This window comes from Candidatus Campbellbacteria bacterium (assembly GCA_016699465.1).
In the GTDB taxonomy this organism is placed as follows: domain Bacteria; phylum Patescibacteriota; class Minisyncoccia; order Phycocordibacterales; family EsbW-18; genus EsbW-18.
Window position 1 is genome coordinate 71,206 of sequence record CP064977.1, and the last position, 13,453, is coordinate 84,658.

The window sequence follows — 13,453 nt, forward strand, 5'->3', positions numbered from 1 at the left end:
ATGTTGTATATATTCTCTAATTGCAACACCTCGAGTTGATTAGGGAAGAAATTTTTTGATGAGCTCACCAATTCGAGATCCGCTATTTTTTAGGAGCTTAAAGTTCTGTCCTGCGAGTGAGGAGTGAGAACGTTTTGTTATATCTGGAGAAAGTCCAAAGATGGAAAGGCCATATGCAACCGTCCACGAGGGGTCATATACTTGCCCGTGTGCGGTGCTGTTTGTTTCAATGGTTCCGAGTCGCGAGGGAAGTCCGAGAACATTTTTTGCGATGTCGGCAATTGATGGAATTTGAGCACCACCTCCCGCGAGTACAATACCTGCAGGGAGTAAACCGTCTTTTCCCATTTTTTTCAAATGTGTTTGTACTAAATCAAAAATATCTTTAAGACGCGCGTTTACAATTTCATCAATTTTTTTCTTTGGGTATTGTACAGACATGCCCGTTCCCATCTTCACGCGCTCAGCCTCTTCAATGGAGATGCGTAATCCGAGTGCAATGTCGTTCGTAATGTCGTTACCACCTCGAGGAAATACTTTGAGTGAAAGAGGGGTGTCGTTTTCATACACAACGAGAGATACTGTTTCTGAGCCAATATCAACGAGTACCACTCCAGCAATTCGTTGTGCTTTGGTGAGTGTGGCGATAGCTGATGCAACCGGTGACGCGACGAACTCACGAACTTCAACACCTGCACTTTCAACAGCTTCGATTATATCGGACAAGTGTTGCTCTAAGATGGTTATGAAGAGCGTCTTTACTTCGAGTTTCAAACCGCGCATACCAACAACACGACCGAGTGCTTCTTTGCCATCGATTTTGTATGACAGGGGAATAGTTTCAATTATTTTTCGATTCATTCGTGCAACCTCAGGAAGCATTTCTTGACTTGCTGAAAGTACCCGCGAAACATCAAGATCGGTGATTTCTGAATCAGCACGGGCAATGCTTGTTGAACCGACTGTGGTGAATGATTCGAGGCCTGTTCCACCAACTGACAAAATAACATTTTGAATTTGTACACGCGCTGCGCGCTGGGCTTGAGAGAGTGCCCGGGCAACACTTTTGGTCACCTGTTCTTGGTCGACGACGTATCCGTGACGTAATCCTGATGATTCTGAAAACCCTATACCAATAACACGACGTAGCGGACCACGATCTGTTTTTACATATTCTGAAACAACGACGCGAACAGTCGTTGTCCCAATAGCAAGACCTGTGGAAATAGTTCTACTCATAATTCTCTGTACACATAGTATATCCCGTTGTGTACACTCAAGACAAGTTAATAGTGGAAAATACACACATGTGGCGCGCGTGTAAAAACATAAAACCGAAACTATAGTAGTTTCGGTTGAGATGAAGACGTTAGAAATATTTTTTCATGTACTGCTGTTCAAGATGCTCCATGGTAGGACTATGATCGTATCCTTTGAGGTGCAGAAGTCCGTGTATAAACAAAAAATGGACGTGCTCTAGAATGGTAGATTCAAAACGGGCCGCTTCTCTTCGAGCACAAGGAATGTTGATATAGAGCTCTCCAGAGGTTTTTGAAAGGGGAAATGCGAGAACATTCGTGCTTTTGTGCTTATCTCGGTATGTTGTATTGAGTCGTTTTGAAAAAGTGTCCCCAATAAAAACAATTGTTAGTTCATAGGATAATCCAAGGACGTCTTCCGCAACACGGGCAAAAACACGACCCTCTTTCTGTATTGAAAGAGGGGCGGTGCTTTTAAGTGTTGTCGTACAGTGCGTTGCCATGGTGCCTGTTACGCGTGGTCAACGTGACCAAGTTTGAAAAGTCGTTCACGTTCAACCTTCTTCTCGATGGCACGAAGACGGTTCTTTTTTGTAACGTAACTTGAAAGATCCCGTTTGTGGTATCGAATAGTGCGAAGCTTGCGGAGTCCTCCCCACTCGTTCACTTTTTGACGGAAACGACGAAGCAGGCTCATGTTGTTTTCGCGCTCTGTTTTGACGATGTTTACATTTGCTTTCATGAGAGAGCATTCTACCATGCTAAAAAAAGCTGCGCAAGGAGCTTTTACGCTCGGCGGACGCGGTCCTTGAGGTAGAGAGAGAGCTGTGCGAGAGGAACTGTTTCTTGTTGGTTGGTCATAATGTGGCGTACCAGTGCGGTTCCCTCGCATACTTCTCGTTGGCCAATAATGACCACAAAGGGAACTCCTAGTTCTCGGGCCTCGTCCATCTGTTCGCAGACGCTATTTTTGTGGAGTGTTGTCGTGACACGAATGTGTGCCCTGCGAAGATCTTCTCCAACAATCAACGTGCGGATTTTTGCCTGTAATCCAACCTGAATGAGATACACTGACGCCTCGCGCGGTGCGCGTTTGAGAAGGGTTATTTTTTCATGGGGTGATTCGGTGTTAAAAAAGAATGTTGCCTGTAGTGCGGGAATACTTTTACGCATGCCAAGTTTTTTTGCGAGGTGATCGTATCGTTCTCCGAAGACAAGAGGTGTGTCTATTGGTGAGTCATTAAATGCATCTGAAAAAGAAAAAATAGTCCGTGAAGAGTAATGTTCGGAACCAACGTGTGTTGGGTCAACGGTATATGCAATACCGAGTGATTCTAGATATTCAAGTACTTCTTTAAAGTGTCGTCGGCTTGGTTCAGATAAATAATTGAGTGACTGTGGTGCGTCTGCGCGTACATCTATGCATTTTGGATGAGAGCAGCGCATTGGTGCAAACGTATTTTCTTTAAATGCTTCTCGACAGGGTGTTTCAAGATCACCAAGACGTGGTCTGAAGTAGTTGGCGAGTGCTTGGGTAAAGAGTGCAACTGATTCTCGCGCGCCAATACTGTTGATTGATGCAGTAATATTTTTGTGACCGTACTCAGCAAGAATTGACTGTGCTGTTTGAAAGAGTAATCCTTCGGCTGAACTTTCTCGGTCACCAATAATCTCAAGACGCAACTCGATATCTTTTTTGTAGGGCACTTTACGGGTGTGTGCACGTCGAACCGTTCCTCCGCGGTGTACTTCGTCAGTAATAAATGAACGTAGCGCGGCAACGTGTTGGGCTGGACAGTGGTGCCTCTTTTCATGTGCGCGGTCTTCTTTTTCGATAGTCAGTGGGCTGGTGAGCCTGAACCCGTAAAAATCAGCAACATCAATTGCTTTTTTTAAATTGCCTGTATATCCATACCACAATGGTTTACTTGATGCAGTGTCCCGTTGTTGTTGATATGTGTGTGACATGGTTACTGTGTTGAAGTGGTTGTCGTGTTGGTTTCAAGATAGGTGTGTGAGCCAGGGAAGAGAGATGTGCGTTTGATAGGGAGGAGGCGAACAAGCGCACGACCTGTAATAAATTCTTTTTTAAGTGGTCCCCAAATGCGCGAATCGGAACTTGCGGGACGATTATCTCCCATGACAAAGTATTCATCTTTTCCGAGAACAATATCCACATTGCCAAATGTTTGATGTGAGAGAAACGCTTCGTCTAAACGAAGCACCTCTGGATTTTTAGTACTTGTTACAGCGATAGTATTTCCAGTAATGGTAAGGTGTTCTCCTGGAAGTCCGATGATGCGCTTAATAAAATATTTTGATGTGTCCAACGGATACTTAAAGATGACAACATCTCCGCGTTGTGGGTCTTCAAATCGGTATGATATTTCATCAACAATGAGGTACTCACCATTTTTAAATGTTGGATCCATGGATGAACCGCTCACAATGAATGGTTGAGCAATAAAAATTCGAATAGGAAGCACAACAAAAACGGCAATAAACACAAAACGAATAATTTCTGATGAAAAACTACGTGCAATCCAAGAGTGCGCGCTCGTTTCATTTTTTTCAGGAGAATTTTTTTCCGAAGTAATATTTTTTTCGTTTGGATCTAGCATTTCGAGACAATTGTATACGCGTGTTCTCCTTGACGCAAGATTTTGTTTCGTGTTGTGGCGTATCTTTTCTTTTTTCTTTAAAAAAGTTGACTGTCTGAAGGTAACAATCTACCATGGTATGTGTATGAAATATCTTATTGTTGGTTTAGGTAACCCCGGAGATGAGTACGAACACACGCGACATAATGTTGGACGTGATGTTGTGACGGCGTTTGCAGAAAAAATGGATTTTAATGCGTTTGAAAAAGAATCAAAAGCCACCGCATTGATTGCAAAAGGAAAAATAACATCCAACATTGTTGAGTGTGTGCTTCCAGAAACGTTTATGAATAAATCAGGCCTCGCCGTGGCGTATATGGCGAAGGTTCGTAAAATACGACCTGAGTATGTGGTTGTTGTGCACGATGATTTAGATATTCCGCTAGGATCATTCAAGATTTCATTCGATAGGGGATCGGGAGGACACCGTGGTATTGATTCGGTTATGAAACAATTAAAGACACGCGCGTTTATTCGTATTCGCGTTGGGGTAACTCCGACAACACCGACAGGAAAATTGCGTAAACCGCAGGGTGAGGAAAAAGTAATAAAATTTATTTTAGGAAAAGTGGTGAAAGATGACGCACTCGCGCTCAAGAAAGTAACAAAAAAAATAATAGAAGCGTTGGAGAGTATTGTGCTTGAAGGACGTGCACATGCGATGAATGTGTACAACTAAATTGTTGCATGAAGTTTTTTTGTGGCGTACAGTCATTTTTAGATTATGTTCATGTGCGCGTTTACAACTCATGGGAGGGTTGGGTGTGAGTGATACGCAAGAACTTTGTTTTCATAACGGAGATAAACAGTTTACTCCAGTCTCTATGGAAGATGGTCAATGGGGAATGATTTGGATTGAGTGTGCCATATGTAAGGCTTTTCTTGTGGCCCGCGCTGTTCCATTCAATCCCTGTGAACACCCTGGGGGTATGGACAAAGCGCTAATTTTTTTGGGGTGTGTTCAAGAACCGTTCCTTGTATAGGTGCGACAAAACAAAACGCCATCTCGGATGAGATGGCGTTCGTTCTTTGTACTACTAATTATTTTGCATTTGCTCCTGTGTAGGAGAGTGTCATACGTTGATCTTTTGGATCAAAAAGATTGATTTTGAACGCGTATGATTTACCAAGCTCTAATGTTTCGCGTAGTTTTTCGATTGATTCAAACTCTGAAACGTGGACCAAACCAGCAACACCTTCTTCGATAGATGCGAGTGCACCGTGTTTGTTGTACTTAATGATGACAGCTTGAACAATGTCATCTTTTGCAAATTTCTTTGCGGCCGCCCCCCACGGATTTTCTTTGAGTGCTTTGACTGAAAGGGAAATTTTTCCATCCTTCACTTCAATAATACGTGCGCGAACTTTTTCTCCGACAGTAAATATTTTTCGTGGGTTATCAACGAGACCCCAATCGAGTTCAGAAATGTGTGCAAGACCTTCAAGTCCATCTTCAACTTTTATAAAGACTCCGAAGTCAACAATGCCTGTAATTTCACCTTCAACATCGTCGCCAACGGCATACTTAGAAACAAGTACTTGTTTTTCTTTTTGGTCAGTGCCTTTTTCTGAGAAGATAAGTTTTCCTTCTTTTGGATCTGCGGTAATAAGTGTTACTTGGAGTGTTTGACCAACAAGTTTTTGCAATTCATCAAAGATGCGGTCCTTATCGCCACCTTCAACACGAGGGTAGTTGTCTGTTGAGAGTTGTGATGCAGGGAGAAATCCAGCAATTCCTTGCCATTCAAGAATAAGACCACCTTTGTTTGCTTCCTTAATAGGAAGCACAAATGAAATTTTTTCTCGGACAGCCTTTTCTGCCTCGCTCCAGATGAGTGCTTGACGCGCCTCGCGGAGAGATAATTCAAAATACCCGTCAGCGTTGTTAATATCAACAACGGTTGCGGTTACTTCATTTCCAATTGAAATGTTTTTGATAATGTCTCGTGCGTTATTGAATTCGCGTCCGAAAATAATTCCAGTACCAAATGGTGCAATATCGACAAAGACAGATGATTTGTGCAATGCGATAACGTGTCCTTCAACAATATCTCCCACGACTGGTGGGTTTTTTGTCTGAATGAGAAATTCATTCATCATGTGGTCTGCCTTCTTGTCTTTAACATCCCCATCATCTGGTGATGTGTGCGTGCGTGTTGTCATAATATGTCTAATGTTGTGCAACGTCTTAGTGTGGAATTACGTGTACGTAATTCACTTCCATGTGTCGTTGCAAACAAAAAAGGGGAGTAAGCCCCATGGTGACCCGTCATGCGACGGCATTCCTCATATTAGGCTTGTTTAATAATAAATACCTCTATCCCCCTGATAAAGGTTTGAGTATTCTATCACTGAAAAACGCTTTAGGCAATTAGCCCCTTTTCTTTTGGGAGTACGATATAAAGAATAATGAATGTAAGTAGTGTAAGTTGGATTGAAGGCGTGAGACCGACATGTATGAACGGAAGAAGGGGCATAGCTTTTGTATATGCCCAGCGTCCTGTGTTGAGTGCATATAGTTCAAGTGCGATTGCAAACATAAATGCAACAAGTGTTGGAAGTACGAGCCTCCATTTTAATCGTGAGAAAAAAAGAGAGGGAAGTGCGATGAGTGTGATGAAGGTTGCGTCAAAAAGTGCTGCGTGCAAAAGAATGGAGTCTGTTATGGCTCCACCTTGATAGTGCACATACAACACAGAGTGTGCGTATTCCCACATAAGGTTGAGAAAAAAGGCGAGGAGGAAAATAAGAGGAAAGCGAGCGAGGTGTCTCATGTTCATAGTATATGTTCAAAATATTTTTTATTAAGAGACACCGTAGGGTATACAATACCACCACAGAAGTTGCTCTGTGGTGGTCACAAGATGGCATTACGCCGTAGACGAAACCCTCTCCGTTGAAGATTTCTCTGAACCTGAGAGATTTCTTCGTGAGGAAGAACCATCATAACGGGGAACCGCACTTCTTGAGTGGTGAAAAGATCAAGTTCCATCGCGACGGTTATTTTTCCAGAGAGTGTTCCGAGTATGCTCGGCGCGAAGTTAAGTACTCGGAATCCTGCAATTGGATGTTCACCAAAAATTGGTGCAAACGTTTTGCACGGCAGGTCAATGGTTTCCATTCCAAGGTGTCCGAGGATACTTTTTTTCGAAAGAGGTCTCGTTTCTCGCCAGTCCTTCACAACGGAGAAATCGACCAAGAGGCACCATAACGTGTGTTCCGCAAGGAAACGTTGGACAGCCACTTCTTCTGAGTGTGCTGCAAGCTCTGTTTGTCGTTTACCATCGCGTGTTTGCCGACGATTTTCATACGAAAACAAAGCGTACCAGATTCGCCTAAATGGGAAACTGTTTAATCTTGCGTACTTTTCGATTTGGTCCACAGAGAGTCGGAATCCATATGGGCTACGAAACCCCGAGGCTTTCACTTCGATTGATGTTTCTGACCGCCACAGACAGACGTCTCCGTTTGTGTCTTGTGTCAGATTTCCACCAAATATGTTATGCGCGAGTCGTTCGTAAAAGTTGCCGACTATGGTTTGTTTGTGTCCGAGAACAAAGGTCTCACCTGTGTCGCTCATACACACCTCTCTTTCTTAATTATTCTTTGGTAAGTGTATCAGAAAAAATTTAAAAGAGGTATTGGCATAGGATAGAAAAATGCGTATACTGTTACCCAGGTGTACATTATTGTACACCGCACATTCCTCGGTAAGTCCGGCTAACGCCGGCCTTCCTCCGACGGCGCTCGGATAACATGAAAGCAAGCTTTCGTGTTACTCCTCGTTTGTTGTAGTAGCTCATGACATGAGCCTCGAGGAAAGAATACATGTAGCAATATTCCTCGGTAGCTCAGCGGTAGAGCGGCGCCCTGTTAAGGCGATGGTCGTAGGTTCGATCCCTACCCGAGGAGCAAATGGTATTACATGGGATTTCTTGGGATAATAGAAATACCATGATGTCGAAAAAAAACCAAGTGACTTCAATAAACGATTCGATATCGTTGGATGTTTTATTGAACATGACGGAAATTTTTTACTCTTGTGCCGGCACCCTCACAAAGCAAGCGGTTGCAAATGGGGTCTTCCTGCCGGCAAAATGGATATAGGCGAAAATACTCTACAAGCAGTACTTCGTGAGACGCAGGAAGAAACTGGACTGGCACTTCCTGGTGAATCGGTTGAGTATTACGATTCGTTGTACGTTCGAGACGGTGATTTTGATATTGAATGGCACATGTTTGCAACAAAACTAAACGACCGACCGACTGTAACGATCAGCCCACATGAACATTCGGACTATCGTTGGGTGACACCCGAGGAAGCATTAGAAATGGACCTCATACACGACCTGGCAGAATCAATCAGATTGTTCTACCAGAGATAGGATTTATACAGCTACAAAGACCCCATTCGCCGTAAAGAAGGTTCGAGGGTTGGAAGTCCCTTCTACTGGGGCTATACCCGCATCAGAGTCATTCGTGATGGAGAGACGGCAATCTGCTGTGGGTCAACTACAGCTACAGGTAGGGGCTCGTTTTTAAATACTCGAATATTTCAACGATGCGGACAACCAGCCCAACAACAAAGACCTACGCACTTAACCTTTAAAAGATGCCTGACCCCATTTCCCAAAAGTATTCAAAGGTATTGCTAATGATTTAAACGACCAGAGTTGATGATTCCGACTGCGCGAGACAATGTGTCATATTTTTTGTGCAGCTCAAGCAATTGTTCCGTTGTAATAGTTGTTCCAGTACCAAGAGTTTTTAGTTGAGACAAAATCAATGAGAGATCCTTTTTTGCCGCAGACCTTTCCGAACTTTCCATTGCTTCTTTTTCAGTTTGAATAGCAAGAAGAAGTTCCAAATTGTGGTTTGTTTCAAAGGTAGTGAACAACGTTTCAATGTTTTTGATTTCTGGGTTTTTGATTTCTGGCTCAGTGTCTCTCAAACGCGCACGGTACATCTCCTTGTGTGCCTTTTTTTCTTCTTCAAATAAAGTGAGCAATCTTTCAAAATGCGTTTTGCACACACCTCGTATTTTTTCGTCGCGCACTCGCCCAATGGCTTCTAGAAGTGCTTCTTTGTCAAAAAGAAGTTCGAGCTCATCTGGTTGTCCGGGCTTCGGTTCCCATGGTGCAAAGATCTCAAGGTAGTTCACATCCCCCTGTTCACTTCTAGTATAGTTACCAACATTTTCGTCAATATTAAAACCGAGCCCGATACTTTCAAGTTCTAAAGCGACCTCGGACATCTCCGTCCCCATTTCCTGGATCATTTTTTTTCCTGCTTCCTCCGAGTCGATACCGAGAAGACGTTCTTTTTGTAATAACGCGTGTCCTGGTGTGTGCGCAACACGTTCTCGGTCAAATGTTTGTTGGCCATCAATAGATTCTCCTGCCTGATATATATCTGGCACGTGTTGGGGAAGGAGTAGGTGAACTATTTTTGTTAGGTAAAAAGTACCCTTGAGTTTGTTCGGTGTGTCTTTTTTCTCTTTTCCTTTTATAACAGAAATAACCTCCTTTGTGTTTGTAGGGTTAACAAAGGTTTCTTTCTCATCTCCCACACCAAGTGGTTTTTGGCTTCCTGATTCGAATGAACCCAGTCTCATATCTTTTCATTGTATCGGAATTAGTATTTGAAGTAAAACGTTAGCCACGTTCCTGTGTGTACCAAGGTTTGTCCGAAATGATATGGAATAGCCAAAAAATAGTGCCAAAGCCCTCCTTAGATGATGGATATTCAAGAACTCTTGCCGTACAAATAGACCGCTGATTTTAGTTCTGAAGTGCCACCATTGGAAACATCTCAAAAATCTGAGAAAACTCAATATCTCTTTGTATCTGAATCCAGTTAAGGGTTCTGAACTCGTCCATTAGAGGGAGCAAGAAACAGTTAAGTCACCTCCTAGTGTCAGTAATTTGACATATATGGATTATATTTATATGATACTTACATCGTGGAATGTTTCTACGGCACGCTTCTGTGAAGCGTAATGAAAGAAGAGGAGCTTATTATGATCGCGAAGTTCGAATACTCGCCGATCTCGGCTGGCACGAAGGTGAGAACCACCCAGCCAAACATGAGGCTCCGCAAGGAGTGGAGCGACGAGGCTTGGGAAAAGCGCAAATGGGGTGTTCGAGGGACCGTGGTCATTCATCACGATTCCCACGGTCTGTGCTACGACGTTCGACACGATGACGGAACCGAGGGTTGTTATGACCCTTCGGAACTGGAAGTCGTGTAGACACGCAACCAAAGCAATTCCGAGCCGCACTGGCAACAAACTGGTGCGGCTCTTTTCTATATTAAAGTTGGTGTTCTTATGGAGTAGGGATCGAACTGTAGGTCCTAATTTTTAATGACTGCAAGGAATATAAAAGTGGTTTTTTACAAAAGATTTTTGCGATCAAAATGTGAACGCTCGGCTTCTTCAACGACACGCACCATTGTCTGTACAGCTTCAAGAGGATACTCGCCTGACGCCGTTTCGTCCGAAAGCATAACAGCGTCGGTCCCGTCCCATACTGCTTGGGCAATATCAGATACTTCAGCGCGTGTTGGGTGCGAATGCGTCACCATCGAGAAAAGCATTTGTGTTGCGGTAATACTTGCTTTGTTGTGCCAGATTGCATGTCGAATAAGATTTTTTTGTACAAAGGGAACTTGTTCGATAGGCATCTCAATTCCAAGATCTCCGCGCGCAATCATGATTGCATCTGATGCCGAAATAATTGCATCAATGTCTTTGAGTGCGAGGTGCGTTTCTATTTTTGAAATAATCTTTGCTTGTGTATGTACCACTTCACGGAGCATCTGTACGTCTTTTGCACTCTGCACAAATGAAATAGCGACATACTCAACACCTTCTTGAAGGGCAAACGCGACATCTTTGTAATCTTTGTCGGTAAGTCCTGACATGGTTAGTTTGGTGTGCGGCACATTGACGCCTTTGCGGGAAAAGAGAACTCCTTCTCGAACAACTTCGCAGGTGATTCGTCTTTCATCAATACTTCGTACCACAAGCTCCATTTCTCCGTTGGCGAGCAATATGGGATCACCAACACTAATGTCTGCGTGAAGGTAGGGTTCATCAATATGAATAATGCACTCGTCTGTTTCTTCTGCGGTTGAAAACGTGACCATTTCACCCGTGCGGAGCATACGTCCTTCTTTTGGAAGAGTTCCGACGCGTATACGAGGACCTTGAAGGTCTTGCATGACCGCTAGAGGTATGCCAAGTTCTTTACTTGCACGTTGAATGTTTCTTCGACGTTCACGATATTCGTCATACGTACAATGAGAAAAGTTCATACGGAAAATAGAAACACCTGCTTCTGCAAATGCTTTAATCATTTCAAAACTTTCTGATTTTGGACCGATGGTTGCAATTATTTTTGTACGCATAGCTTTTATTTTTATGTATAGGACCATAGATACTACACGAAAATATTAAAAAAAGAAATCTACACATAGAGAGCATATAGAATAATGTGTTGTCCTTGGTATATGCGTGTATACTGTGTATATGCAAAAGACAAAAATTCTCATTCTGTTAACTGTTTTTATTGATGTTATCGGATTGGGGATAGTAATTCCTATTTTGCCGTTTTACGTTGCAACATTCACGAATTCAGCGATTATCATGACGTCACTGTTTGCTATGTACGCACTTTTTTCATTTTTGAGTGCGCCTGTTATCGGTGCGCTTTCAGATAGAATTGGTCGTCGGCCGATGCTCATTATGAGTATTTTTAGTACGGCGATTGGGTGGTTTGTATTTGCAGGGGCAACAAATCTTATATTTTTGTTTTTGGGGCGAATTATTGATGGGGTAATGGCTGGTAATTTTCCTATCGCACAAAGTTATTTGTCTGATATCGCGCGAGATGAAAAAGAACGCACGGCAAACATGGGGCTCATTGGTGCTGTGTTTGGTATTGGTTTTATTCTCGGACCGTTTCTTGGAGGAGTGCTGGGTAGTATTGGACACACTGTTCCGTTTTGGTGTGTGGGTGCCCTTGCACTCTTCAACGGAATCCTCGCACTCTTTATCTTGCCCGAAACACATCATGTACGAAGTGCGGCACCAATAAGTATTAATCCATTTACACCACTCTCACGTGCAATTCACAACGGTGCGCTCAGAAGTAACTACCTTGCCTGGTTTCTGTTTGGTTTAGCTATTGCAAGTTACCAAGCCATTTTCTCACTCTACCTCCGAGATGTGTTTCACTTCACTGAATTAACAGGGGGTTTCATTTTTGGCGCTATAGGTATTATCATCGCGTTAAATCAAGGTGTTGCAATGAAGCATGTGTGGTTGAAATATTTTAAACGGCCCGCACTTGAGCTGGGCACGCTCGCAGTATTTGCGGTTGGATTTGTGCTGATGGGGATACCGGTCTTCTTTGTGTTTTGTGCCGCGATACTCTTGACGACCGTTGGGCAATCTATTTTGCGGGGGGTTATGACAAGTCAGGTGGTTGGCAAAACGCCACCGCTTCAGCGTGGGGAAGTGCTTGGTATTATGTCCTCCATTGCATCGCTCAGTATGGTTATTGGGCCGTTTCTCTCAGGAGCGTTGTATGAAAAAAGTAGTACACTCCCTTTTATGTTTGGTGCACTGTGCGTAGCATTTGCATTTGTTGTGTTGTACATCAAGAGGCGTGAATTGAGCGATGGTGAATTGCCTGAAGATGTCGTTTTGGAGTCGGTGGTATAGTGCGCAGTATGTATTCGTGTAACCAATATATCAATATGAAAAAAATACTCATTTGGATTTGTATAATGGTTGTTGTACTTGGATTTTGTATCGTTGGTGCGGGAATATATAGATTTAATTTTACAAATGACGACATCTATCTTCAGAATGGTGGACAAATAAACTCAAAAGATGGAACATATGCGATAGAGGGGCACACAATTACGCTTCACAACGGTATATCTGAAGTGGAGGTTGCTCCAGGTTCAGTATCAAAAAGTATCACGCGATATTTTGGTAACGATGTTGTTGGTGATTTTAACGGTGATGGAAAAAATGATACAGCGTTTCTTTTGACACAAGAAACTGGCGGAAGTGGCACATTTTTTTATGTTGCTGCCTTGATTGGTGACGAAGGAAAAGGAAGCGGAACGAATGCAGTGTTTCTCGGTGATCGTATAGCACCTCAAAGTACGGAATTTAGAAATGGAATGATTATTGTTAACTTTGCAGAACGTGCTTTGGGAGAGCCGTTTTCAGTGATACCATCTGTTGGTGTGAGTATGTATTTTAAGGTTGTTGATGGTGTACTACAGGAAGTACGCCCACATATATCAGAATCAGATGCTCGCACTATTGCCGAACGCTCATGTATTAAGGGTGGTGAGGCGTTGAGTGCCGGAATGTATAACGAAGGTACAAAGACGTGGTGGTTTGACGCAAATCTCAATGCAACACGTGAAGGATGCAATCCAGCGTGTGTGGTGGGTGAAGAAACAAAAACAGCCGAAATTAATTGGCGCTGTACAGGGTTGGTACAATAAAAT

Annotated in this window: 15 protein-coding genes and 1 tRNA gene; 6 read left to right on the plus strand and 10 right to left on the minus strand. The window is 43.1% G+C overall.

The features are described from left to right. Positions 1 to 39: 39 nt before the first annotated feature. The 5 genes from ftsA to lepB form a co-directional block, all read right to left on the minus strand. Positions 40 to 1,239, minus strand: a complete 1,200-nt coding sequence (gene ftsA, locus IPJ70_00385; protein ID QQR82562.1) for a cell division protein FtsA — start codon at positions 1,237 to 1,239, stop codon at positions 40 to 42. A gap of 130 nt (positions 1,240 to 1,369) precedes the next feature. Beyond that, entirely contained in the window at positions 1,370 to 1,762 is a 393-nt protein-coding gene (gene ybeY / locus IPJ70_00390) for an rRNA maturation RNase YbeY (protein QQR82563.1), read from the minus strand. An 8-nt stretch (positions 1,763 to 1,770) separates the two neighbouring features. Further along, on the minus strand, positions 1,771 to 2,001 hold the full coding sequence (locus tag IPJ70_00395; protein ID QQR82564.1) for a hypothetical protein: 231 nt from the start codon (positions 1,999 to 2,001) through the stop codon (positions 1,771 to 1,773). Between the two features lie 44 nt (positions 2,002 to 2,045). Further along, complete coding sequence (locus IPJ70_00400) at positions 2,046 to 3,227, minus strand: hypothetical protein (GenBank protein QQR82565.1); 1,182 nt, start codon at positions 3,225 to 3,227, stop codon at positions 2,046 to 2,048. Between the two features lie 2 nt (positions 3,228 to 3,229). Further along, positions 3,230 to 3,880 (minus strand): signal peptidase I, encoded by a 651-nt coding sequence (gene lepB / locus IPJ70_00405; protein QQR82566.1) that lies wholly within the window; start codon positions 3,878 to 3,880, stop codon positions 3,230 to 3,232. A 124-nt stretch (positions 3,881 to 4,004) separates the two neighbouring features. Between lepB and IPJ70_00410 the strand changes: the two genes are divergently transcribed. Further along, a complete protein-coding gene (locus IPJ70_00410) occupies positions 4,005 to 4,598 on the plus strand; it encodes an aminoacyl-tRNA hydrolase (protein QQR82567.1) in 594 nt (197 codons plus the stop codon). A 362-nt stretch (positions 4,599 to 4,960) separates the two neighbouring features. Here the strand turns inward: IPJ70_00410 and IPJ70_00415 are convergent, their stop codons facing one another. From IPJ70_00415 to IPJ70_00425, 3 genes are all read right to left on the minus strand, one after another. Beyond that, positions 4,961 to 6,082 carry a S1 RNA-binding domain-containing protein gene (locus IPJ70_00415; GenBank protein QQR82568.1) on the minus strand — a complete coding sequence of 374 codons (1,122 nt, stop codon included), beginning with the start codon at positions 6,080 to 6,082 and terminating at the stop codon, positions 4,961 to 4,963. A gap of 200 nt (positions 6,083 to 6,282) precedes the next feature. Beyond that, the gene (locus tag IPJ70_00420) at positions 6,283 to 6,699 is read right to left on the minus strand and encodes a hypothetical protein (GenBank protein QQR82569.1); all 417 of its coding nucleotides are present in this window, start codon (positions 6,697 to 6,699) and stop codon (positions 6,283 to 6,285) included. Between the two features lie 77 nt (positions 6,700 to 6,776). Beyond that, positions 6,777 to 7,499, minus strand: coding sequence for a hypothetical protein (locus IPJ70_00425; protein ID QQR82570.1), 723 nt, complete (start codon positions 7,497 to 7,499; stop codon positions 6,777 to 6,779). Between the two features lie 260 nt (positions 7,500 to 7,759). Between IPJ70_00425 and IPJ70_00430 the strand changes: the two genes are divergently transcribed. Next, positions 7,760 to 7,831, plus strand: a tRNA-Asn gene (locus tag IPJ70_00430). A gap of 86 nt (positions 7,832 to 7,917) precedes the next feature. Further along, positions 7,918 to 8,304, plus strand: a complete 387-nt coding sequence (locus IPJ70_00435) for an NUDIX hydrolase (protein QQR82908.1) — start codon at positions 7,918 to 7,920, stop codon at positions 8,302 to 8,304. 266 nt (positions 8,305 to 8,570) lie between these two features. On the opposite strand, the gene IPJ70_00440 is transcribed toward IPJ70_00435, so the two are convergent. Beyond that, complete coding sequence (locus IPJ70_00440; protein QQR82571.1) at positions 8,571 to 9,533, minus strand: hypothetical protein; 963 nt, start codon at positions 9,531 to 9,533, stop codon at positions 8,571 to 8,573. Positions 9,534 to 9,917: 384 nt separating this feature from the next. Between IPJ70_00440 and IPJ70_00445 the strand changes: the two genes are divergently transcribed. After that, complete coding sequence (locus tag IPJ70_00445; protein ID QQR82572.1) at positions 9,918 to 10,169, plus strand: hypothetical protein; 252 nt, start codon at positions 9,918 to 9,920, stop codon at positions 10,167 to 10,169. Between the two features lie 143 nt (positions 10,170 to 10,312). Here the strand turns inward: IPJ70_00445 and pyk are convergent, their stop codons facing one another. Further along, the gene (pyk, locus tag IPJ70_00450) at positions 10,313 to 11,329 is read right to left on the minus strand and encodes a pyruvate kinase (GenBank protein QQR82573.1); all 1,017 of its coding nucleotides are present in this window, start codon (positions 11,327 to 11,329) and stop codon (positions 10,313 to 10,315) included. 121 nt (positions 11,330 to 11,450) lie between these two features. On the opposite strand from pyk, the gene IPJ70_00455 reads away from it, so the two are divergent. Together IPJ70_00455 and IPJ70_00460 are read left to right on the plus strand one after the other, a co-directional pair. Next, positions 11,451 to 12,647: an MFS transporter gene (locus tag IPJ70_00455; GenBank protein ID QQR82574.1), complete on the plus strand. Its 1,197-nt coding sequence runs from the start codon at positions 11,451 to 11,453 to the stop codon at positions 12,645 to 12,647. A 35-nt stretch (positions 12,648 to 12,682) separates the two neighbouring features. Then, positions 12,683 to 13,450: a hypothetical protein gene (locus IPJ70_00460; GenBank protein ID QQR82575.1), complete on the plus strand. Its 768-nt coding sequence runs from the start codon at positions 12,683 to 12,685 to the stop codon at positions 13,448 to 13,450. Positions 13,451 to 13,453: the final 3 nt, after the last annotated feature.

What these genes read in the sequence shown, in the direction of transcription:
- ftsA (QQR82562.1), bottom strand. Translation starts at nt 1,239, where the DNA reads ATGAGTAGAACTATTTCCACAGGTCTTGCTATTGGGACAACGACTGTT.
- ybeY (QQR82563.1), bottom strand. Translation starts at nt 1,762, where the DNA reads ATGGCAACGCACTGTACGACAACACTTAAAAGCACCGCCCCTCTTTCA.
- IPJ70_00395 (QQR82564.1), bottom strand. Translation starts at nt 2,001, where the DNA reads ATGAAAGCAAATGTAAACATCGTCAAAACAGAGCGCGAAAACAACATG.
- IPJ70_00400 (QQR82565.1), bottom strand. Translation starts at nt 3,227, where the DNA reads ATGTCACACACATATCAACAACAACGGGACACTGCATCAAGTAAACCA.
- lepB (QQR82566.1), bottom strand. Translation starts at nt 3,880, where the DNA reads ATGCTAGATCCAAACGAAAAAAATATTACTTCGGAAAAAAATTCTCCT.
- IPJ70_00410 (QQR82567.1), top strand. Translation starts at nt 4,005, where the DNA reads ATGAAATATCTTATTGTTGGTTTAGGTAACCCCGGAGATGAGTACGAA.
- IPJ70_00415 (QQR82568.1), bottom strand. Translation starts at nt 6,082, where the DNA reads ATGACAACACGCACGCACACATCACCAGATGATGGGGATGTTAAAGAC.
- IPJ70_00420 (QQR82569.1), bottom strand. Translation starts at nt 6,699, where the DNA reads ATGAACATGAGACACCTCGCTCGCTTTCCTCTTATTTTCCTCCTCGCC.
- IPJ70_00425 (QQR82570.1), bottom strand. Translation starts at nt 7,499, where the DNA reads ATGAGCGACACAGGTGAGACCTTTGTTCTCGGACACAAACAAACCATA.
- IPJ70_00440 (QQR82571.1), bottom strand. Translation starts at nt 9,533, where the DNA reads ATGAGACTGGGTTCATTCGAATCAGGAAGCCAAAAACCACTTGGTGTG.
- IPJ70_00445 (QQR82572.1), top strand. Translation starts at nt 9,918, where the DNA reads ATGAAAGAAGAGGAGCTTATTATGATCGCGAAGTTCGAATACTCGCCG.
- pyk (QQR82573.1), bottom strand. Translation starts at nt 11,329, where the DNA reads ATGCGTACAAAAATAATTGCAACCATCGGTCCAAAATCAGAAAGTTTT.
- IPJ70_00455 (QQR82574.1), top strand. Translation starts at nt 11,451, where the DNA reads ATGCAAAAGACAAAAATTCTCATTCTGTTAACTGTTTTTATTGATGTT.
- IPJ70_00460 (QQR82575.1), top strand. Translation starts at nt 12,683, where the DNA reads ATGAAAAAAATACTCATTTGGATTTGTATAATGGTTGTTGTACTTGGA.